15 protein-coding genes, 4 tRNA genes and 1 other RNA gene are annotated in these 20,006 nt (G+C 71.3%); 10 read left to right on the top strand and 10 right to left on the bottom strand.

Annotation, left to right across the window (positions count from 1 at the left end; genetic code table 11):
- Window positions 1–266: 266 nt before the first annotated feature.
- Window positions 267–815, bottom strand: a complete 549-nt coding sequence (locus tag MB828_RS09530) for a hypothetical protein (RefSeq protein WP_301647794.1) — start codon at window positions 813–815, stop codon at window positions 267–269.
- Between the two features lie 167 nt (window positions 816–982).
- Here MB828_RS09530 and MB828_RS09525 point away from each other — a divergent pair, with 167 nt between their 5' ends.
- Entirely contained in the window at window positions 983–1,204 is a 222-nt protein-coding gene (locus tag MB828_RS09525) for a hypothetical protein (protein WP_301647793.1), read from the top strand.
- Between the two features lie 1,113 nt (window positions 1,205–2,317).
- Here the strand turns inward: MB828_RS09525 and MB828_RS09520 are convergent.
- Window positions 2,318–2,402 (bottom strand) — tRNA-Ser (locus tag MB828_RS09520).
- A 72-nt stretch (window positions 2,403–2,474) separates the two neighbouring features.
- Between MB828_RS09520 and ffs the strand changes: the two genes are divergently transcribed.
- From ffs to MB828_RS09490, 6 genes are all read left to right on the top strand, one after another.
- Window positions 2,475–2,573, top strand: an RNA gene (gene ffs / locus MB828_RS09515) — signal recognition particle sRNA small type.
- Between the two features lie 58 nt (window positions 2,574–2,631).
- Window positions 2,632–4,968, top strand: a complete 2,337-nt coding sequence (locus MB828_RS09510; RefSeq protein ID WP_301647792.1) for a DNA polymerase III subunit gamma and tau — start codon at window positions 2,632–2,634, stop codon at window positions 4,966–4,968.
- 618 nt (window positions 4,969–5,586) lie between these two features.
- Complete coding sequence (gene purD, locus MB828_RS09505; protein ID WP_301647791.1) at window positions 5,587–6,840, top strand: phosphoribosylamine--glycine ligase; 1,254 nt, start codon at window positions 5,587–5,589, stop codon at window positions 6,838–6,840.
- Between the two features lie 298 nt (window positions 6,841–7,138).
- Window positions 7,139–9,145 carry a hypothetical protein gene (locus tag MB828_RS09500; protein WP_301647790.1) on the top strand — a complete coding sequence of 669 codons (2,007 nt, stop codon included), beginning with the start codon at window positions 7,139–7,141 and terminating at the stop codon, window positions 9,143–9,145.
- 250 nt (window positions 9,146–9,395) lie between these two features.
- Window positions 9,396–10,892 (top strand): N,N-dimethylformamidase beta subunit family domain-containing protein, encoded by a 1,497-nt coding sequence (locus MB828_RS09495; protein WP_301647789.1) that lies wholly within the window; start codon window positions 9,396–9,398, stop codon window positions 10,890–10,892.
- 92 nt (window positions 10,893–10,984) lie between these two features.
- Window positions 10,985–11,884, top strand: coding sequence for a phosphoribosylaminoimidazolesuccinocarboxamide synthase (locus MB828_RS09490; RefSeq protein ID WP_133023836.1), 900 nt, complete (start codon window positions 10,985–10,987; stop codon window positions 11,882–11,884).
- Window positions 11,885–11,928: 44 nt separating this feature from the next.
- On the opposite strand, the gene MB828_RS09485 is transcribed toward MB828_RS09490, so the two are convergent.
- The 8 genes from MB828_RS09485 to MB828_RS09450 all read right to left on the bottom strand — a co-directional run bounded on the left by MB828_RS09485 (window position 11,929) and on the right by MB828_RS09450 (window position 16,475).
- Window positions 11,929–12,001, bottom strand: a tRNA-Gly gene (locus tag MB828_RS09485).
- Between the two features lie 22 nt (window positions 12,002–12,023).
- On the bottom strand, window positions 12,024–12,638 hold the full coding sequence (locus MB828_RS09480) for a response regulator transcription factor (protein ID WP_046733683.1): 615 nt from the start codon (window positions 12,636–12,638) through the stop codon (window positions 12,024–12,026).
- A complete protein-coding gene (locus MB828_RS09475; RefSeq protein ID WP_301647788.1) occupies window positions 12,635–13,876 on the bottom strand; it encodes a sensor histidine kinase in 1,242 nt (413 codons plus the stop codon). Before MB828_RS09475 ends, MB828_RS09480 begins: the two co-directional genes overlap by 4 nt.
- A gap of 17 nt (window positions 13,877–13,893) precedes the next feature.
- Window positions 13,894–14,724, bottom strand: a complete 831-nt coding sequence (locus MB828_RS09470; RefSeq protein ID WP_301647787.1) for an ABC transporter permease — start codon at window positions 14,722–14,724, stop codon at window positions 13,894–13,896.
- Window positions 14,721–15,659 (bottom strand): ABC transporter ATP-binding protein, encoded by a 939-nt coding sequence (locus MB828_RS09465; protein ID WP_301647786.1) that lies wholly within the window; start codon window positions 15,657–15,659, stop codon window positions 14,721–14,723. The genes MB828_RS09470 and MB828_RS09465 overlap by 4 nt, the downstream gene beginning before the upstream one ends.
- A 136-nt stretch (window positions 15,660–15,795) precedes the next feature.
- A tRNA-Gly gene (locus MB828_RS09460) sits at window positions 15,796–15,871 on the bottom strand.
- An 80-nt stretch (window positions 15,872–15,951) separates the two neighbouring features.
- Window positions 15,952–16,023 (bottom strand) — tRNA-Gly (locus MB828_RS09455).
- Window positions 16,024–16,157: 134 nt separating this feature from the next.
- The gene (locus tag MB828_RS09450; RefSeq protein ID WP_046733685.1) at window positions 16,158–16,475 is read right to left on the bottom strand and encodes a histone-like nucleoid-structuring protein Lsr2; all 318 of its coding nucleotides are present in this window, start codon (window positions 16,473–16,475) and stop codon (window positions 16,158–16,160) included.
- A 329-nt stretch (window positions 16,476–16,804) separates the two neighbouring features.
- Here MB828_RS09450 and purS point away from each other — a divergent pair, with 329 nt between their 5' ends.
- The 3 genes from purS to purL are packed head-to-tail and all read left to right on the top strand — an operon-like array spanning window position 16,805 to window position 20,000.
- Window positions 16,805–17,068 carry a phosphoribosylformylglycinamidine synthase subunit PurS gene (purS, locus tag MB828_RS09445; protein ID WP_015659417.1) on the top strand — a complete coding sequence of 88 codons (264 nt, stop codon included), beginning with the start codon at window positions 16,805–16,807 and terminating at the stop codon, window positions 17,066–17,068.
- On the top strand, window positions 17,065–17,745 hold the full coding sequence (gene purQ, locus MB828_RS09440; RefSeq protein ID WP_046733686.1) for a phosphoribosylformylglycinamidine synthase subunit PurQ: 681 nt from the start codon (window positions 17,065–17,067) through the stop codon (window positions 17,743–17,745). The genes purS and purQ overlap by 4 nt, the downstream gene beginning before the upstream one ends.
- Entirely contained in the window at window positions 17,742–20,000 is a 2,259-nt protein-coding gene (purL, locus tag MB828_RS09435; RefSeq protein ID WP_301647785.1) for a phosphoribosylformylglycinamidine synthase subunit PurL, read from the top strand. The genes purQ and purL overlap by 4 nt, the downstream gene beginning before the upstream one ends.
- Window positions 20,001–20,006: the final 6 nt, after the last annotated feature.

The following is a 20,006-nucleotide window of genomic DNA, read 5'->3' as shown; positions in this document are numbered from 1 at the left end:
TGTCGGGGCGAGCTGTTGGCAGGCGAGCTTGGACAGGCAGCGGGGGGCGGTCAGTTGGCAGCAGGCCGAAGTCGCTTCGGCGCCGAGTTCAAGGATGGCGCCCCTGTCCGTGCCCGACGCGACGAATGGGCAGCAGCAGATCTGCCACGCCGAAGAGCCGAGCCGCAATCACCCGTGTCGGGCACTGCCCTGGCTCGCTCGTCGAGCTCGGCGAAGCAGCCGCAGAGTATTGGTCCACCCTGGCGGCGAAAGCATTCGTCGAATTTCTATTCTTCGCTGACATGAGAAGCGCCATTCTCTACATCATCGGGATGCACGAGGGAGTCCTGGACACCCAAGACGTGCATAAGCGACTTGACCGACACGACCCGGCTATTACCAATCCAGAGCACTCTGAAGGGGAGGGAGCCCTTTCTGGCCATGTTTGATGCCTTCGATTCCGAAAGGCCAACAATATTGGCGGCCTCACTGAAGCCAATATATTGCGGCAGGAGATCAGAAATCCGATAGTAAAGATTCTTCCCGTCCACCCATGATCGCCCTGCCTGTGTAGGAGTAATGGCGGGAGAATCTACCTCATCACGGCAACCGCTGCGGAGTTTTTCGTGAAGGGTCTTGACGTGGTCCATTGCTCCCATTCGTTGCAGCAGGGCTCCTGCGCGCTCCCCGTGAATTCTCTCATCGGCATCAGGATCCCGCACCGTGCTGGCGTCAATGATCGACGAGGCGCGCAGCGTCGAATCTTCCTCATGCGCGGCATCAGGAATCAAATACTCCGAACTTGTTGCACATGTTTCCGAGCTTCCGGATTCCACCAGTTCACGAGCGCTGGTGAACGCGCGATTCGCTCCTGTCGGTCACTCTCTCTTGCCAAAGTGCCCACGGACTCCCAGAGGTGCAAGCTTGCTACGGATGCCGATCGACCAAGTCGAACTTTATCGCGCAAAACTTGATATGTGGGATGGCTCTTCATTGTGCACGCTTGAACATCGCCTACATGCGCGCAGATGGGCTCTCCGTCGCAGTCGCGCAGAACTCGTTCAGTGATGAGAGCGAAGACATCGCGCATGGTTATCCTCTCGCACCGGCGGATCGGGTCTACGGAAAATCATGGGTTGCGGCAACTGTGCTTCGGGGATTTCTGTTGGGATTCATCCCTGATCGAGTGAACTATGTTTGGCGGCGCAACGATATGCGGGCATGAGTAGCGGTACTCGACAGGTGGCATTCGGCCTACGGGAAGGTGGGTCCTCGGCCTCAGGTGGACGCATGTCGACCTCGGTTGCGTTCCAGGGGAATGGTGTACGGGTTCGACCTGATCCGGATGCGAATGCCGTGGCTGCGGATGACGCCTCGTGGTCCACCTCCGCCGGGGTGAGGGACGCCGTTCGCACGGAGGGCGGGAGGAGTTCGGACGTGGCGTGCCATCCGGGCCCGCGCAGCGCGCCACCCGGCCAGCATGCGGGCCGGACTGAAGCGGCCACGGTCCTGCATCAGGAGTCCCCGGTCCAGTGCCCACCGGGCGCCTGGTGCGAGGCCGGGGCCGACAGTGCCGAACAGGATGAACTGCGACTGGCTCGGGCACGGCCGCGGCAAGGCTCGCGAGCAGGTCCCGGGTCGGTCGTCGCCACCACCGCGACGACCCGCTCCCGGTCGCTGTGGTGTTCCACGAGTGCGGCCAGTCGTTGCGGTCGAGCTGTGGCAGGCATGAGGTCACAGACCCCGGGCGCTGAAGACGGTCCGCCAGTGTCCCTACCTACCGCGGCTTCGGAGAGGGCATGGCGTCCCTTCGCGCTCCCGGGCGCTGCCAGACGAGACCGTCGCGGCTGCCCGGCCATGTCACCAGCGTTGATCGGGGCTTCACGCGGGATGCAATCTCATCAGACCACGGAGTCGCAGCGGGGCCGTAATCTCGGCGCCGGGTTCAAGAACGCCGTGTCCCCATAGTTGGCGGGTGCCGCATGAGGGCTGGTTCCCCCAGCGAGCGTGGGCGGTTTGTGGCCCGCCTCGACTGCAACGCGCGGGGCCGACCGGAGCCCGCGCCGGCGGCTCAGGGACGGCTACACCGTCTAGGGCGGCCAACTCATCCTGTGGATCCTGGCCGTCGGTAACCGTCGCGGCGTCTAGTGCCAGTTTCCGTAGGGGTCTGCCACAGCTGGTGCCGGCCAGCCGCCGCGATGTGGAAGCGTGCGCTCGCCCGTTCGCCGATATGCCCTGAATGTCGGCAGTAAGTGCAACCAAAAATGCAACCGGCCCACGCCGAAGAGCCGAGCCGCAATCGCGGCTCGGCTCTTCGTTTCGCCTGGTCAGGCGGGAGCGGAGGATACGAGATTCGAACTCGTGAGGGGTTGCCCCCAACACGCTTTCCAAGCGTGCGCCCTAGGCCTCTAGGCGAATCCTCCGCTGGGAACATTACATGACCGAGAGGAGTGCTCGCGAACTCGTTCTCACCCGCTGACGTCGGGTACTCTGTGCAGAGCCCCTCACGCGGCGCTATCTGACTGAACTCCCCCAGGGCCGGAAGGCAGCAAGGGTAGGTCGGCTCTGGCGGGTGCGTGGGGGGCGCTTGCGTTCGCGGGCCGGAGTCCGCGGCGGGGTGGGTTGTCAGTGGGCGCCTATAACCTCGTATGTGTGTCGTCTCTCGCGCTGTACCGCCGCTATCGCCCGGAGTCGTTCGCCGAGGTCATCGGGCAGGAGCATGTCACCGACCCGTTGCAGCAGGCGCTGCGGAACAACCGGGTCAATCACGCGTACCTGTTCAGCGGGCCGCGTGGGTGCGGGAAGACCACCAGCGCGCGGATCCTGGCGCGGTGCCTGAACTGCGAGCAGGGGCCGACGCCGACGCCCTGCGGCGAATGCCAGTCCTGTCGCGACCTGGCCAGGAACGGCCCGGGATCCATCGACGTCATCGAGATCGACGCGGCCTCTCACGGTGGTGTGGACGACGCCCGTGACCTGCGCGAGAAGGCCTTCTTCGGACCCGCGGGCAGCCGCTACAAGATCTACATCATCGACGAGGCCCACATGGTCACGTCGGCCGGCTTCAACGCCCTGCTCAAGGTCGTCGAGGAGCCCCCGGAGCATCTGAAGTTCATCTTCGCCACCACCGAGCCCGAGAAGGTCATCGGGACCATCCGGTCGCGGACCCATCACTACCCCTTCCGGCTGGTGCCGCCCGGGACACTGCGGGAGTACCTCGGTGAGGTGTGCGGCAAGGAGCAGATCCCTGTCGAGGAGGGTGTGCTGCCGCTCGTCGTGCGTGCCGGTGCCGGGTCCGTGCGTGACTCCATGTCCGTCATGGACCAGCTGCTCGCCGGGGCGGGCGAGGCCGGTGTGACGTATGCCATGGCCACCTCCCTGCTCGGGTACACCGACGGCTCGCTGCTCGACTCCGTCGTCGAGGCCTTCGCCACCGGGGACGGCGCCGCCGCCTTCGAGGTCGTGGACCGCGTCATCGAGGGCGGCAACGACCCGCGGCGCTTCGTCGCCGACCTCCTGGAGCGGCTGCGGGACCTGGTGATCCTCGCCGCCGTCCCGGACGCCGCGGAGAAGGGGCTCTTCGACGCCCCCGCCGACGTCCTCGAACGCATGCGGGCCCAGGCCGGCATCTTCGGTGCCGCCGAGCTCAGCCGCGCCGCCGACCTCGTCAACGAGGGGCTGACCGAGATGCGCGGTGCCACCTCCCCGCGCCTCCAGCTGGAGCTCATCTGCGCCCGTGTGCTGCTGCCCGCCGCGTACGGGGACGAGCGGTCCGTCATGGCCCGCCTCGACCGGCTGGAGCGGGGCGTCAACTTCTCGGGCGGGGGCGGCGCACCCGCCATGGGGTACGTCCCAGGACCCGACGCCCACGCGCAGGCTCCGGGCGGCGTTCCGGCGGGCCCACCGATTCCGCCGGGGGGCGGCATGGCGGCGGCGCGGGCGGCCGCGCGAGGGGGAGCGGCACCCGCGGCCACTCCCTCCGCACCCCAGCCTCCGGCGCAGCAGCCTCCCGTCCAGCAGGCTCCAAGCCAGCAGGCCCCGGCCCAGCAGGCTCCAGTCCAGCAGGCCCCGGCTCCCGCGCCAGTTCACCCCGTCCAGCAGCCCCCGGCTCACGCCCCGGCCGCACCGCCGTCGGCTGCCGGTGCGTCCACTCCCGCGTCCGCTCCGGCTGGCGCGCCCGGTGCCTGGCCCACGGCGGCCTCCGCGGGTGGCGGCGCCCGTCGGCCCGGCGGCTGGCCCACGGGTCCGAGCGCGGGCGCGGGCAGCAGCCCGCCCGCCCAGCAGCCCCCCGCCTCCGCCCCCACGCCGTCTCCGGCCCAGGCCCCGGCGGCACCTGCCCCTGGCGCCGCCCCCGCCGGCGGGCTCGACCCCCGTGTCCTGTGGCCGAACATCCTGGAGGCCGTCAAGAACCGCCGCCGTTTCACCTGGATCCTGCTGAGCCAGAACGCCCAGGTCACCGGCTTCGACGGCACCAACCTCCAGCTCGGCTTCGTCAATGCCGGCGCCCGGGACAACTTCGCGAGCAGCGGCAGTGAGGACGTGCTGCGGCAGGCGCTGTCCGAGCAGTTCGGCGTGCAGTGGCGGATCGAGGCGGTCGTCGACCCGACCGGCGGTGGCGGTGGCCCGGTCGGCTCCGCCCCGGCAGGCTCCGGCTACGGCGGGGGCCAGTCCGGCGGCGGCTACGGCGGCGCGCCCGCGGCATCCGGCTACGGCGGCGGCTACGGCGGCCCCGCCGCGTCCGTTCCCGCCCGCCCGGCGGCTCCCCAGCCCGGACCGGCCCAGTCCGCCCCGGCGTCCCAGGCGCCGATGTCCGCCCCGGCGCCCGCCGCGCCCCCGTCCAGCGCCCCCGAGCCACCACCCCCGGTTTCCCCCGAGGACGACATCCCGGAGGAGGACGACCCCGACCTCGACGAGTCGGCCCTCTCCGGCCCCGAACTGATCATGCGGGAACTGGGGGCGACGGTGGTGGAGGAAATCCGCAACGAGTAGCGGCCCAACCGCGCGGAGAGTCGGTCAAGCAAGTCCCCCCGGCGGCCAGGCCGGGCACCCCCGTCCGCTCAGAGGGGGCCGGTAGGGCCGAGTGCCCCCGTCCGCTCGGAGGGTCGGTCAGACCGGACGCCTTGGGCCGCCCGGAGAGTCGATCGGGCCGAGTGCCCCGCGGCAGGCCGGCACCCCTGGTGGCCAGTCCGGCACCCCCGTCCGCCCGGAGGGGCGGTCGTGCGCCCCCCCGTCGGCTCGGAGGGTCGGTCGAGCCCCCCGTCGGCTCAGAGGGGGTCGGTCAACCGGACACCTTGGGCCGCCCGGAGTGTCGATCGGGCCGAGTACCCCGCGGCAGGCCGGCACCCCTGGTGGCCAGTCCGGCACCCCCGTCCGCCCGGAGGGGCGGTCGTGCGCCCCCGTCGGCTCGGAGGGTCGGTCAACCGGACACCTTGGTCCGCTCGGAGGGTCGGTCAGACCGGGCGCCTTGGGCCGCCCGGAGAGTCGGTCGGGCCGAGTGCTCCCGCTTGCGGTCGGGCCGAACGCTCCGGCCGCGTCGGAGGTCGGTCGTGGCGGGTGGTCTGGGCCTTGGAGGATCCTCCAGTCGGCCTGCCCGGTTACGCTGGGCCCGTGAAGGTCCTCGTCATCGGTAACGGCGCCCGCGAACACGCCCTGTGCCGCTCCCTGTCCCTCGATTCCGACGTCACCGCGCTGCACTGCGCCCCCGGCAACGCCGGTATCGCCGAGGTGGCCGAGCTGCACCAGGTCGACGCCCTGGACGGGCCAGCCGTGGCCGCGCTCGCCACGGAACTCGGCGCCGACCTCGTGGTCGTCGGCCCGGAGGCCCCGCTCGTCGCCGGGGTCGCCGACGCCGTACGTGCCGTGGGCATCCCGGTCTTCGGCCCCTCCGGGGAGGCCGCGCGGATCGAGGGGTCCAAGGCGTTCGCCAAGGACGTGATGGCCGGGGCCGGTGTCCCCACCGCCCGTTCGTACGTCTGCACGAACGCCGCGGAGGTCGCCGAGGCTCTCGACGCCTTCGGGGCGCCGTACGTCGTCAAGGACGACGGTCTCGCGGCCGGCAAGGGTGTCGTCGTCACCGACGACCTCGACGCGGCCAAGGCGCACGCCGCCGCGTGTGAGCGGGTCGTCATCGAGGAGTTCCTCGACGGCCCCGAGGTCTCCCTCTTCGCGATCACGGACGGCGAGACGGTCCTCCCGCTCCAGCCCGCGCAGGACTTCAAGCGCGCCCTGGACGGCGACGAGGGCCCGAACACCGGCGGCATGGGGGCGTACTCCCCGCTGCCCTGGGCCGAGCCCAAGCTCGTCGACGAGGTCCTGGAGACCGTTCTCCAGCCGACCGTGGACGAGATGCGGCGGCGCGGCACCCCGTTCTCCGGACTGCTCTACGCCGGCCTCGCGATCACCTCGCGCGGGGTCCGGGTCATCGAGTTCAACGCCCGCTTCGGCGACCCGGAGACCCAGGTGGTCCTCGCCCGCCTGAAGACCCCGCTGGCCCGCGTCCTGCTGGCGGCCGCCGAAGGCACCCTCGACGACCTGCCCCCGCTGCGCTGGCGCGAGGACGCCGCCGTCACCGTGGTCATCGCCTCCCACAACTACCCCGGCAGCCCGCGCACCGGTGACCCCATCACCGGCCTCGGCACGGTGGCCGCCGAGGACGCCCCGCACGCCTACGTCCTGCACGCGGGGACCAGGCGGGACGGCGACGCGGTCGTCAGCGCCGGTGGCCGCGTCCTCTCCGTCACCGCGACCGGCAAGGACCTGACCGAGGCCCGTGAGCGCGCGTACACCGCCGTGGCCCGGATCGACCTCGACGGTTCCCAGCACCGTACGGACATCGCGGCGAAGGCGGCGGCCGAGGCCTGAGCCCCGGCAGCAGCGCTTTCCGTACTCTCCTGTCACTCTCCTGTCCCTGATCAGGCCCCGGACCCGAAATCCGGGGCCTGATCTTTGCTGTCTGTCGATCACCTCTGACCAAAGCCATTCCATCGAGTGACCGATGCCCCATCCGGCTGACGGGGGCCGGGGCCCCAACTAGGGTGCGGCGCAAGCGTTCCGGCACTTGGCCCACCGGCATTGCGATGTCAGTGACGGGTGCCACAGTGGGGGAGTGGGCAACAGCCAGCACAGCACCAGGACAGCAGGGAGAGGGTGACGTCCGGTCGTGACCGGAATCGGTGTGGAGGCAGGAGCACAGGCGGCCCGTACGCGGGCGCTCGCCGTGCTGCGCGTCCGCGGCCGTGCCCTGGCCGTGGCGCTGCTGCCCACGGCGGCCGCGGTGATCCTGCTGGCCGGCGGCTTTACCGGCCACTTCGTGGGCCGGGGCTGGGACACCGCCCGCTGGGCCGTCGGCGCGCTCGCCCTGGTCGTGCTGCTGGCCGCCGCCGGTATCGCCCTGGTCGTGGCCCGCGCCCGCCCGGCCGTGACCCCCACCGTCCCGATCCCGGAGGAGTCCGCCCCGGACCTGTACCGGATGGTCCGCGACCTCGCCGACCGTCTCGACGTCCCGGCGCCCTCCGCCATAGCGCTCACCCCGGACTGTGACAGCTGGCTGGAGGACCGCACCCACCCGGCCCACGGCCCGCCCGTTCCCCGCAGCGGCGACGAACTGGGCGACGCCGGGTCGCACCGCCGTACCCCCGCCGCGCCCGTCCTCGTCATCGGCTCCCCGTTCCTGTGGTGGATGCGCGTCGGTGAGCTCCGCGCGGTCCTCGCCCCGGTCGTCGCCGGTACGGGACCCTCGGCACACCCCGACATAGCGGCCGCCCGCCGTTTCGTCCGTGGCCTGGACGCCGCGGTGGCCGTCGCCGCCCTGCCCGGCCGCTGTCCGGCGACCCGGCTGGTGTGCGGGGGGCTCGGCTGGGTGGCCCGGCTGCTGCTGCGCGGCTGCCGGGAGCACGCGACCCTCATGGAGCGCGGGGTGGCCGCCGCCGCGGCCGAGCGCGCCCAGGCCGTGGACTACGGACTGCGGATCGTCGCCCAGGAGCAGGTCGGCCTGGCGTACGCGGGCTGGGACCGGCTGCTCACCCGGGTCGCGCTGCCCGCGTGGCGGATGGGCCGCTGGCCCTCCCGGCTGGACGCGGGCGTGGTCGCGGCCCTCACCGAACTGTCCCGGCGCGACCGGCTGGCGGAGGGGTTCGCCTCCCGCCTTGGCGAGCGGCCGGCCTGCGACCTGCTGGAGGAGCCGGGTCTGGTGGACGAGGCGACCTCGCTGCTCGCCGCCCGCCTCTTCCACGGCGGCCCCGCCGAGCCCGGCCCGGCCTGGGCGCCGGTGGACTGGCAGGAGTACCCGGACGAGGTCGTCGACCGCACCTGGCGGACCGAGGCGGCCAGGCTGCACCGCGTCCTGGACTCCCTCGGCGTCCGCGCGACCCTGGACCCGGCCGCCCCCGACCCCGGCGGCCCCACCCTGGCCCGAGTCCTGGACCACCTCACCGCCCCCACCAGCAGCACACCCCGCACCGCGATACCCAAAGGCACCGCCGCCACCGCCACCGGCGAAGCCGACCGCCCCCCGGCCGACGGAGAGCGCGCCCAGGCCGACCCCGAGCACCTCCCGGCCAACGCCGGAGTCGCCCCGGCCAACGCCGGAGTCGCCCCGGCCGGAGTCGCCCAGGCCGACGCCGAACACCTCCCGCCCCACGCCGAACACCCCCCGTCCTACGACGACGAACCCACCGGTACCGAACGCAGTGCCGCCCTCGCGGCCGGTCTCACCGCGGCCCTCGCCCGCGAGGAACGCGAGCAGGCCACCACCGGTGCCCCGGCCACCACCGCCACGGCACCCACCTCCACCACCCCCACGGCCGCCACCGCCGGCGCCTGTCCCGGCTCGGCCGTCGCCGCGGCCCCCGGTCAGGGCGCCGCCGCCGGCAGCCCCCGCTGGGACGACGGCGCGCTGCCGCTCTTCCCGCTCCAGCCCCCGCGCACCGCGCGGGAACTCCTGGCCGACCACGTCAAGGCGATGGTGTGCTGCGCGGCCATGGACACCGCCGGGGCCGTCCCCGGCCTGGACTGGCTCGACGGCCCGTCCCTGCTGGTCGACGGCGAACGGGCCGCCGACCTGACGCCCAGAGTCCTCAGCCTGATCGAGGAGGGAGACCCGGCCCCGCTGCGCGCCTGGCTGGTCAAGTCCGGGATACGGCCCGAGAAGCCGGTACGCCTGGTCTGACCTGCGCGTTTCGGGGCCTTAGCGGAGTGAAGTGTTCCACTTCAGGCAAATTCGCAACGAACCGTGACAGGACGCGTGCGTTATGTGATGTGCTGGGACCGTTCGGTGAACTGGCAAGCGCATCCGACATAAGACAAACGCAACCGGCATGAGCGACACGAGGACAGGCGCCACGGTCACCGCCCGAACAGCAAGCGCACGTCGACTCGTATCAGCACACCTCACGGGGGCACGAGGGAGGGGAGCCACCATGGCATCGGACCACATCCGCCGCTGGGAGTCGGGAGCACTCGCGCACGCCGTCACGGACCCCTTCGGCCTGGGGCCCGTCCCCTGGCTGCGCGGCAGCGAGACCTATTTCGACGACACCGGACACGTCGTCCCGTGGTACGTGGACCCGAGCAGGCCACAGCCCACCGGCGAGAACCCGCGGGTGCCCGCACCCCGCAGCGCCGTCAACGGGCCCCGCTCGGCGGACGACGTGCACCGCCAGATCAAGGGATTCACCTCGACCGGCGCGGTCGCCCCCGGCGAGGCCGTCGACTTCCACATCACGGTCGACCCGCCGCAGGAGTTCAGCGTCGACATCTACCGCATCGGCCACTACGGCGGCGACGGCGCATCGAAGATCACCACCAGTCCCCGGCTGTCCGGCATCGTCCAGCCGCCACCGCTGGCAGCCGACCGCACCGTCTCCTGCCACCACTGGTGGCTGTCCTGGCGGTTGCAGGTGCCGACGTACTGGAGCATCGGCGCGTACGTCGCCGTCCTCACCACGGCCGACGGCTACCGGTCCCACGTCCCGTTCACGATCCGCGACAACCACCCGGCGGACCTGCTGCTCCTGCTGCCCGACATCACCTGGCAGGCGTACAACCTCTACCCGGAGGACGGCCGCACCGGCGCCAGCCTCTACCACGCCTGGGACGAGCGGGGCCGGCTGCTCGGCGAGGCCGACGCGGCGACCACCGTCTCCTTCGACCGGCCCTACGCGGGCGCGGGCCTGCCCCTGCACGTCGGGCACGCCTACGACTTCATCCGCTGGGCCGAGCGCTACGGCTACGACATCGCCTACGCCGACGCCCGCGACCTGCACGCCGGCCGCGTCGACCCGACCCGCTACCGGGGCCTGGTCTTCCCCGGCCACGACGAGTACTGGTCGTCGCAGATGCGCCGGACCGTCGAGCTGGCCCGCGACAGCGGCACCAGCCTGGTCTTCCTCTCCGCCAACACCATGTACTGGCAGGTGGAGTTGGGGCCCTCCCCGTCCGGGGTCGCGGACCGCCTGCTGACCTGCCGAAAGCGCAGGGGACCCGGCAGGCCCGTGCTCTGGCGCGAGATCGACCGGCCCGAGCAGCAGACGGTCGGCATCCAGTACGCGGGCCGGGTGCCCGAGCCGTCCCCGCTGATCGTGCGCAACGCCCGCCACTGGCTCTGGGACGCCACCGGCGCGCACGAGGGCGACGAACTCCCCGGCCTGGTGGCCGGCGAGGCCGACCGCTACTTCCCGCGCACCGCGCTCCCCGAGCACGAGGAGCGCATCCTGCTCGCCCACTCCCCCTACACCGACAACGACGGCGCCCTCCGCCACCAGGAGACGTCGCTCTACCGCGCCCCGTCCGGCGCGCTGGTCTTCGCCTCGGGGACCTTCGCCTGGTCACCGGCCCTGGACCGCCCCGGCCACATCGACCCCCGGGTCCAGCGCGCCACCGCCAACCTCCTGGACCGCATCTGCAAACGGGACTGACCCGTACCCGCGTTCCCACCGCCCCCGTGTCCGCGCACAACCCGGCATACGGGAGAATCGAGGGCACCTGTACAGAACCACGGGGAGGAACCGTGTCCGGATTCGTCGAAAAGCCCGAGCCCGTGGAGGTCCCGGGTCTGGTGCATCTGCACACCGGAAAGGTGCGCGAGCTGTACCAGAACGAGGCGGGCGACCTCGTGATGGTGGCCAGCGACCGCCTGTCCGCGTACGACTGGGTGCTGCCGACCGAGATCCCCGACAAGGGCCGGGTGCTCACCCAGCTCTCCCTGTGGTGGTTCGACCGGCTGGCCGACCTGGTGCCCAGCCACGTGCTCAGCACCGACCTGCCCGCGGGCGCCCCCGCCGACTGGGCGGGCCGCACCCTGATCTGCAAGTCCCTGAAGATGCTCCCGGTCGAGTGCGTGGCCCGCGGCTACCTCACCGGCTCGGGCCTCGCCGAGTACCAGGAGTCCCGTACGGTCTGCGGGCTCGCGCTCCCCGAGGGCCTGGTCGACGGCTCCGAGCTGCCCGCCCCGATCTTCACCCCGGCCACCAAGGCCGAGGTCGGCGAGCACGACGAGAACGTGTCGTACGAGGAGGTCGCCCGTCAGGTCGGCGCCGAGACGGCGGCGCAGCTGCGGCAGGCCACCCTCGCCGTCTACGGCAGGGCGCGGGGCATCGCCCGGGACCGGGGGATCATCCTGGCCGACACCAAGTTCGAGTTCGGCTTCGACAACGACACCCTGGTCCTCGCCGACGAGGTGCTGACCCCGGACTCGTCCCGGTTCTGGCCAGCCGACGAGTGGCAGCCGGGCCGCGCGCAGCCGTCGTTCGACAAGCAGTACGTGCGCGACTGGCTGACCTCGGCCGAGTCGGGCTGGGACCGCAAGAGCGAGCAGCCGCCGCCGGCGCTGCCTGAGCGGGTGGTCGAGGCCACCCGGGCGAAGTACATCGAGGCGTACGAGCGCCTGACCGGTCAGAGCTGGTCCTAGCGCACGAAGAAGACCCCGGTCCGATGGACCGGGGTCTTTTCCTGAGCGGACGACGAGGCTCGAACTCGCGACCTCAACCTTGGCAAGGTTGCGCTCTACCAACTGAGCTACGTCCGCATGCGCCGTGGCGCGAGAGCAACTATACCCAACCTCGCTCCCGTGCGAGACGCACCGCCGCATGACGGTTCTCCGCACCGAGTTTGGTGACGGCGGAGGAGAGGTAGTTGCGCACGGTTCCCGGGGACAGCGCGGCCCGCTCGGCGATCTCGGTGACCGGCGCCCCGTCGGCCGCCAGTTCCAGCACCTCGGCCTCCCGCGAGGTCAGCGGCGAGTCCCCGGCGGAGATGGCGTCCGCGGCCAACTCCGGGTCGACGTACCGGTGTCCGGCGTGCACGGTCCGGATGATCTCGGCGAGCCGCTGGGCGCTGACCGTCTTCGGGACGAACCCCCGGACACCGGCCGCGAGCGCCCGTTTCAGATGGCCGGGCCGCCCGTGACCGGTGACGATCAGCACCTGGCAGCCGGGCAGTTCGGTCCGCAGCGATGTGGCCACCTTCACACCGTCCGCACCGGGCATCTGGAGATCCAGGACCGCCACGTCGGGCCGGTGGGCCCGCGCCATGGCCAGCGCCTCCGGTCCGCTCGCCGCCTCCGCGACCACGACCAGGTCGTCCTCCAGGCCCAGCAGCGCGGCCAGCGCGCCCCGGATCAGATGCTCGTCGTCGGCGAGCAGAAGCCGTACCGCAGCCGTCATGAGGTGACTCCGCTCACACTCGGGTCGGCCGAGCGGCCGGCCAGCGGCACGGCGGCCACCACCCGGAACCCGTCCGCTCCCACCGGCCCGGCCTCCAGTGTCCCGTCCACCACCGCGAGCCGCTCCCGCAGCCCGGCGAGCCCGGACCCGTCCCTGCCGGCGGACCCGGCAGTCCCGGCCCCGTCGTTCTCCACCGTCAGCACCACACACCCCTCTCGTACCCGCAGCCCCACCGTGCACCGTTCCGCGTCGCCGTGCCGCAGCACGTTGGTGGTCGCCTCCCGTACCACCCAGCCGAGCGCCGACTGCACCTCCGCGGGCAGCCCCGAAGCGTCCCCCGTGACCTCGCAGGAGATCCCGGCCGCGGCCAGCACCCCCTGCGCCCCGGAGAGTTCGGCGCCCAGGTCGGCGTCCCGGTAGCCCCGTACGACGGCCCGTACCTCCCGTTGCGACTCCTGGGCGATCCGCTGCACCTCGACCATCTGCTCGACGGCCTCGGGGCGTTCGCGCCGGGCCAGTTGCACGGCCAGCTCGCTCTTGAGGGCGATGACGGCCAGGTTCCGGCCGAGGACGTCGTGCAGATCGCGCCCGAACCGCAGGCGCTCCTCGGCGACGGCCAGCCGGGCGCGGGTCTCGCGGGCCTCGTCGAGCGCGTAGACGGCGTCCAGCAGCCAGACGGAGAACATCGAGGTGGCGGCGAGGAAACCGCCGGACAGGAGCACCACGAACGCCGCGACCAGCGCCGCGGGACCGGGCACGCCCAGCGGGAGGGAGACCACGCCGGACCCGCACGCGAAGCCCGCGACGGTGGTCACCACCCGGCGCCGGTCCCGGACGCCGACCGCCAGGGTGCCGGCGCCGAAGGCCAGGACGCCGACGAAGACGGTGGCCGCCACACTGTGCGGGCCCTCGCCCGGGCCGCCGTACTCGCGCAGCACCAGCGCCGCGACGGCGAACACGTAGGTGGCCGTGCCGAGCAGCCACAGCAGCCGCGTCGGCTGCTCCCGCCGGCCGCGCGACCAGTCCAGGGCCCGGGAGGCGGTCAGCGCGCAGAGCGCCGCGTGGACGGTGACCAGCGCGAGCAGCCAGCCCGCGGACCGCGGCCCGGCCGCCCCGAAGACCGGCAGCCCGATCGCCGAGACCTCGATCAGCGCGAAGAAGTGGAACGACCACCGTGTGTACGTCTCGACCTTGGCGGGGGTGGTCTTGCCCCGCCACCAGCCGCCTGCCCCGCTCATCCCGGTCCCGTCCTCCGTCAGCGCCGAGGTTCCCAGCGGAACCACCGCCGTACAGCAAACACGGCCACGACGGTCCAGGCCAGGGCGGTGAGGACGGTGCCGAACGCCTCGTACGCGGTCAGCTCGCCGGTCCAGCCGGCCCGGACCAGCCGGACGGCGGGGGAGAGCGGGAGGAACTCGCAGACGGCGGCCGCCCGGTGGGGCAGGAGGTCCGTGGGCAGCGCGATGCCCGAGCCGATCATGGACACGACCACCATGGGCAGCGCGGTGACCTGGGCGCTCTCGGTGGTACGGGTGAACACCGAGGTCAGCGCGGCGAGCGCGGCGCTGAGCGGCAGTCCGGTGAGCAGTCCGAGCACGGTGAGCCAGGGGGCCCTGGGCGCACCCGCGTCGAGCAGGACCGCGCAGCCGAGGGCCAGCACCAGCGCCTGTGCCAGGCCGAGGCAGACGGCGGGCAGGGCGGTGCCGCCCAGGATCTCGACATCCGTCGGCTCCCCGGTGCGCAGCCGTTTGAGGACGAGTTCCTCCCGGCGGGCCACGTACGCGCTCACCAGGGAGGTGTACACGGCGAAGAGGAAGGAGAAGCCGATGGCGGCGGTCAGCATCAGGGTGCCGAGGTTCACGTCCCGGAAACCGGCCTGGTCGATCGCGGGCCGCACGCTGAACGGCAGTGCGAGCGGCACGAGCAGTGCGGTCGCCACGGCGCTCCGGTTACGGCCGAGCAGTGCGAACTCCGCCCCCGCCAGCGCCCGGACCCGCCGCCGGGACCGGCTGGTGAACAGGCCGCTCCCGAGGGCGGGGAGTCTCCCGACGGCCGTACGGCGGTCCTCTCCGGTGATGCCGCTCATGCCGCTGCCTCCCGCTCCCGCGCGATGCCCAGGAACGCCTCCTCCAGGGAGGCCGAGCGCATGTCGAGGGCGTGCAGTTCCACCCGTGACCGCTCGGCCCAGGCCAGCAGGCCGGTGGCCGTGCGCTGCAACTCCCTTGTCCGCAGGCGCACCATGTCCCCGTCCGCCTCGTGTCCGCTCACCCCCAGCGGGCCGAGCGGCGGCAGGTCGCCCAGGAAGTAGCCCGGGGGCAGCCGGAAGGAGATCCGGGCCGGCTGGGCGGCGGTCACCTCGGCCGGGGTGCCGGTCACCGCGATCCGCCCCGCGTGCAGGATCGCGAGCCGGTCGGCCAGGTCCTCGGCCTCCTCCAGGTAGTGGGTGGTGAGCAGCACGGTCGTACCGGAGTCGCGCAGCGCGCGCACCAACTCCCAGGTGTCCCGGCGCCCTTCGGCGTCGAGTCCGGTGGTGGGCTCGTCCAGGAACAGCACCTCGGGCCGGCCGAGCAGGGCCAGCGCCAGGTCGAGACGGCGCCGCTCGCCGCCGGAGAGCTGCTTGACGCGTACGTCCGTGCGGGCGCCGAGCCCGACCAGGCCGAGCGCCTCGGCCGGCGGCCGGGCTCCGGTCGTACAGCCGGCCCACATCCTGACCGTCTCGCCGACGGTCAGTTCGGCGGGGAAGCCACCCTCCTGGAGCATCACGCCGGTGCGCGGCCGTACGGCGGTCCGCTCGCGGTAGGGGTCGTGGCCCAGGACCCGTACCCGGCCGCCGTCCGGTGGTGCGAGGCCTTCGAGGAGTTCGACCGTCGAGGTCTTTCCGGCGCCGTTGGTGCCCAGCAGTGCGTAGATCTCGCCGCGGGCCACGGAGAGGGTGATTCCGCGGACCGCCTCGAACCCGCCCCCGTAGACACGGCGGAGATCTGTGACCTCAATCACGTGTTCGTGTTCGCTGTGTTCCATGGCTCAAGCGTCCCGGCGGCGGCACCGCAGGAGCAGTGCGCGGTGTCATCGCTCGCCGTGACAAATGTCAGGGGCCACCACCGGATCGGGGCGCATGAAAAAACCCCAGTCATTGACTGGGGTTTCTTGTGGAGCATGGAGCGGACGACGAGGCTCGAACTCGCGACCTCAACCTTGGCAAGGTTGCGCTCTACCAACTGAGCTACGTCCGCACTGCTCCCGACCGGCTCCCACCGATCGGTGCGAGCACCAGCCTACCTGATCCACAAGCTGATCAGGACCGGCGGTGCAGAGCGGGTGACAGGAATTGCACACTGCGCCTTCCCCCTGGAAGGGGGATGTTCTACTACTGAACTACACCCGCATGTACTCCGTGGGCTTCGGCTTTTCGGCCTCGCCCCTCGGCGTGCTCCAGACATTAGCTGATCAGCAGGGGGGTAGCGCAAGTCGGCTGCCCCCAGGGGTCGCTGACGCTCCCCGGAGGCAGCCGACCGCCCGTCACTGGGCGGCGCTGAACGCCTCGTAGACCTTCTTCGGAATACGGCCGCGCGCCGGGACGTCCATCTTGTTCGCCTGCGCCCAGGCGCGGACGGCCGCCGGGTCGGGGGCGACCTCCGTCTGCTTGTACGCCTTGCCCGACTTCGACCGCTTGCGGCCGGCGACCACGTACGGCTCCAGGGCGGTACGCAGTTTCTTGGCGTTGGCTTGATTCAGATCGATCTCGTACGACTTGCCGTCGAGTCCGAAGGCGATCGTTTCCGCCGCTTCCGAGCCGTCGATGTCGTCAAAGAGAGTGACCACGACCTTCTGCGCCACGAATATCGGTCCCTTCGTGTGGCACGTCTATACAGCTCATCACAGCTCAACGGTGATGCGGCGATGACGTGCCGAGTATCGGCTATTGCCAATTCATTTGTACAGTGCCTGGCAATACAAAGTGAAGCCCGACTAAATCCGCCGCGTGTCACACGCGCAATAGATGTTGCGGGCGAACCCGGGGAACTTTCCCAGAACTTTTCGTGTGGATCCCCCACTGTCACCCGATCGTGACGCGGCTCACGTAGTTTCCTACAACTCTACCCGCGTAGAAATTTGGTACGGGTAGTCTGAAGGAACCAGCTCAGCACCACACACCGGGAGTGCCAGTGGCACGCGTCGTAGTCGACGTCATGCTCAAGCCGGAGATCCTCGACCCCCAGGGCCAGGCGGTCCAGCGTGCGCTGCCGCGCCTGGGTTTCGAAGGCATCTCCGATGTACGGCAGGGAAAGCGATTCGAACTGGAAGTTGACGGGCCGGTCGACGAGGCCGCGCTCGCCCGCATCCACGATCTTGCGGAATCCTTCCTCGCCAACACCGTGATCGAGGACTTCACCGTCAAGGTGGAGGAAGTCGCGGAGGCCGCGAAGTGACCGCTCGTATTGGCGTCGTCACTTTCCCGGGAAGTCTCGACGACCGGGACACACAGCGTGCGATCCGCCTCGCGGGCGCCGAACCGGTCGCCCTCTGGCACAAGGACAAGGACCTCCACCAGGTCGACGCGGTGGTCCTTCCGGGCGGTTTCTCCTACGGCGACTATCTGCGGGCCGGCGCCATCTCCCGCTTCTCGCCGGTGATGGAGACCGTCATCGAGCAGGCGAAGGCCGGCCTCCCGGTCCTCGGAATCTGCAACGGCTTCCAGGTCCTCACCGAGGCCCATCTGCTCCCGGGCGGCATGCTCGGCAACGACCACCTCCACTTCATCTGCCGGGACCAGAAGCTGCGGGTGGAGAACACCTCCAGCGCCTGGACGACGGACTACTCCGCGGGCCAGGAGATCCACATCCCGCTGAAGAACATGGACGGCCGGTACGTCGCCGACGAGTACACGCTCGACAAGCTGGAGGCCGAGGGCCGGGTCGCGTTCCGGTACGTGGACTTCAACCCGAACGGCTCGCTGCGCGACATCGCCGGCATCACCAACGAGGCCGGCAACGTCGTGGGCCTCATGCCGCACCCGGAGCACGCCGTCGAGCCGCTGATCGGTTCCGGCCGCACCGACGGTCTCCCGTTCTTCACCTCGATCCTCAAGAAGCTGGTGGGCGCATGAGCCGGACGCCTCTGGACACGGTCGAGCACGCGGCCGCGACCCCCGACGTCGAGCTGCCCTGGGCCGAACTCGGCCTGAAGAAGGACGAGTACGAGCGGGTGGTGGAGATCCTCGGCCGCCGCCCGACCGGCGCCGAGCTCGCCATGTACTCGGTCATGTGGTCCGAGCACTGCTCGTACAAGTCCTCCAAGGTCCACCTCCGCCAGTTCGGCGAGAAGGCCCCGCAGTCCGACGCGCTGCTCGTCGGCATCGGCGAGAACGCGGGCGTCGTCGACGTCGGCCAGGGCTACGCGGTCACCTTCAAGGTCGAGTCGCACAACCACCCGTCGTACGTCGAGCCCTACCAGGGCGCCGCGACCGGTGTCGGCGGCATCGTCCGCGACATCATCGCGATGGGCGCGCGGCCGGTCGCGGTCGTGGACCCGCTGCGGTTCGGCGCGGCCGACCACCCCGACACCAAGCGCGTCCTGCCCGGTGTCGTCGCCGGCATCGGCGGCTACGGCAACTGCCTGGGCCTGCCGAACATCGGCGGCGAGGTCGTCTTCGACGCCTGCTACCAGGGCAACCCGCTGGTCAACGCCGGTGCCATCGGCGTCATGCGGCACGAGGACATCCACCTCGCGAAGGCCTCCGGCGCGGGCAACCAGGTCATCCTGTACGGCGCCCGGACCGGCGGCGACGGCATCGGCGGCGCGTCCATCCTGGCCTCCGAGACCTTCGACGACGCCAAGCCGTCGAAACGCCCCGCCGTCCAGGTCGGCGACCCCTTCCAGGAGAAGCTCCTCATCGAGTGCACCCTGGAGGCGTTCCGGGAGAAGCTGGTCGTCGGCATCCAGGACCTCGGTGCGGCGGGCCTGTCCTGCGCCACCTCCGAGCTGGCGTCGAACGGCTCCGGCGGCATGACCGTCACCCTGGACGACGTCCCGCTGCGCGACTCCACGCTCTCGCCCGAGGAGATCCTCATGAGCGAGTCGCAGGAGCGCATGTGCGCGGTGGTCGAGCCGGCGAAGGTCGCCCGCTTCCTGGAGATCTGCGAGAAGTGGGACGTCATCGCCACCGTCATCGGTGAGGTGACCGACGGCGACCGGCTTGAGATCTTCTGGCACGGCGAGAAGATCGTGGACGTCGACCCGCGCACGGTCGCGCACGACGGCCCGGTCTACGAGCGCCCGTACGCCCGCCCGTCCTGGCAGGACGAGCTCCAGGCGGACGACGCGAACAAGCTGCCGCGGCCCGCGACGGCGGAGGAGCTGAAGCAGCAGGTCCTGAAGCTGGTCGGCTCCCCGAACCAGGCCTCCAAGAAGTGGATCACCTCGCAGTACGACCACTTCGTGCAGGGCAACACGGTCCTCGCCCAGCCCGAGGACTCGGGCATGATCCGCATCGACGAGGAGACCGGTCTCGGCGTCGCCATCGCCACCGACGGCAACGGCCGGTACGCCAAGCTGGACCCGTACGCGGGCGCCCAGCTGGCGCTCTCGGAGGCCTACCGGAACGTGGCGACCACGGGCGCGAAGCCGCTGGCCGTCTCCGACTGCCTGAACTTCGGCTCGCCCGAGGACCCGGCGGTGATGTGGCAGTTCGCCGAGGCCATCCGCGGTCTCGCCGACGCCTGCCAGCAGCTGGGCACCCCGGTGACCGGCGGCAACGTCTCCCTCTACAACCAGACGGGCGAGGCGGCCATCCACCCGACCCCGGTGGTCGCGGTCCTCGGCGTGATCGACGACGTCGCCCGCCGTACGCCGGTCGCCTTCCAGGAGGAGGGGCAGCTGCTCTACCTCCTCGGCGACACCCGGGAGGAGTTCGGCGGCTCGGCCTGGTCCCAGGTCGTCCACGACCACCTGGGCGGCCTGCCCCCGAAGGTGGACCTGGAGCGGGAGCGGCTGCTCGCCGAGATCCTGATCTCCGCCTCCCGCGACGGCATGATCGACTCCGCGCACGACCTGTCCGACGGCGGTCTGGTGCAGGCGGTCGTGGAGTCGGCGCTGCTCGGCGGCAAGGGCGCGCGCCTGGTCGTACCCGACGGCCTGGACGCGTTCACCTTCCTGTTCTCCGAGTCGGCCGGCCGCGCGGTCGTCGCGGTGCCGCGCTCGGAGGAGGTCCGCTTCAACGACATGTGCGGTGCCCGGGGTCTGCCGGTCGCCCGCATCGGTGTCGTGGACGGCGACTCGGTCGAGATCCAGGGAGAGTTCGAGCTGTCGCTGGACGAACTGCGCGAGGCACACGAGGGCACGATCGAGGCCCTGCTCGCGTAACCGGCC

Origin of the sequence: Streptomyces arenae, from assembly GCF_022343545.1 — a bacterium.
Taxonomy (GTDB): Bacteria; Actinomycetota; Actinomycetes; order Streptomycetales; family Streptomycetaceae; genus Streptomyces; species Streptomyces humi.
The sequence above is the reverse complement of the archived record's forward strand: the minus strand, read 5'-3'. Positions and strand labels throughout refer to the sequence as shown.

Excerpts from the sequence above, each read along its gene's own strand:
- MB828_RS09475 (WP_301647788.1), bottom strand. The coding sequence starts at position 13,876 with ATGAGCGGGGCAGGCGGCTGGTGGCGGGGCAAGACCACCCCCGCCAAG.
- MB828_RS09480 (WP_046733683.1), bottom strand. The coding sequence starts at position 12,638 with ATGACGGCTGCGGTACGGCTTCTGCTCGCCGACGACGAGCATCTGATC.
- purL (WP_301647785.1), top strand. The coding sequence starts at position 17,742 with ATGAGCCGGACGCCTCTGGACACGGTCGAGCACGCGGCCGCGACCCCC.
- MB828_RS09465 (WP_301647786.1), bottom strand. The coding sequence starts at position 15,659 with ATGGAACACAGCGAACACGAACACGTGATTGAGGTCACAGATCTCCGC.
- MB828_RS09470 (WP_301647787.1), bottom strand. The coding sequence starts at position 14,724 with ATGAGCGGCATCACCGGAGAGGACCGCCGTACGGCCGTCGGGAGACTC.
- MB828_RS09495 (WP_301647789.1), top strand. The coding sequence starts at position 9,396 with ATGGCATCGGACCACATCCGCCGCTGGGAGTCGGGAGCACTCGCGCAC.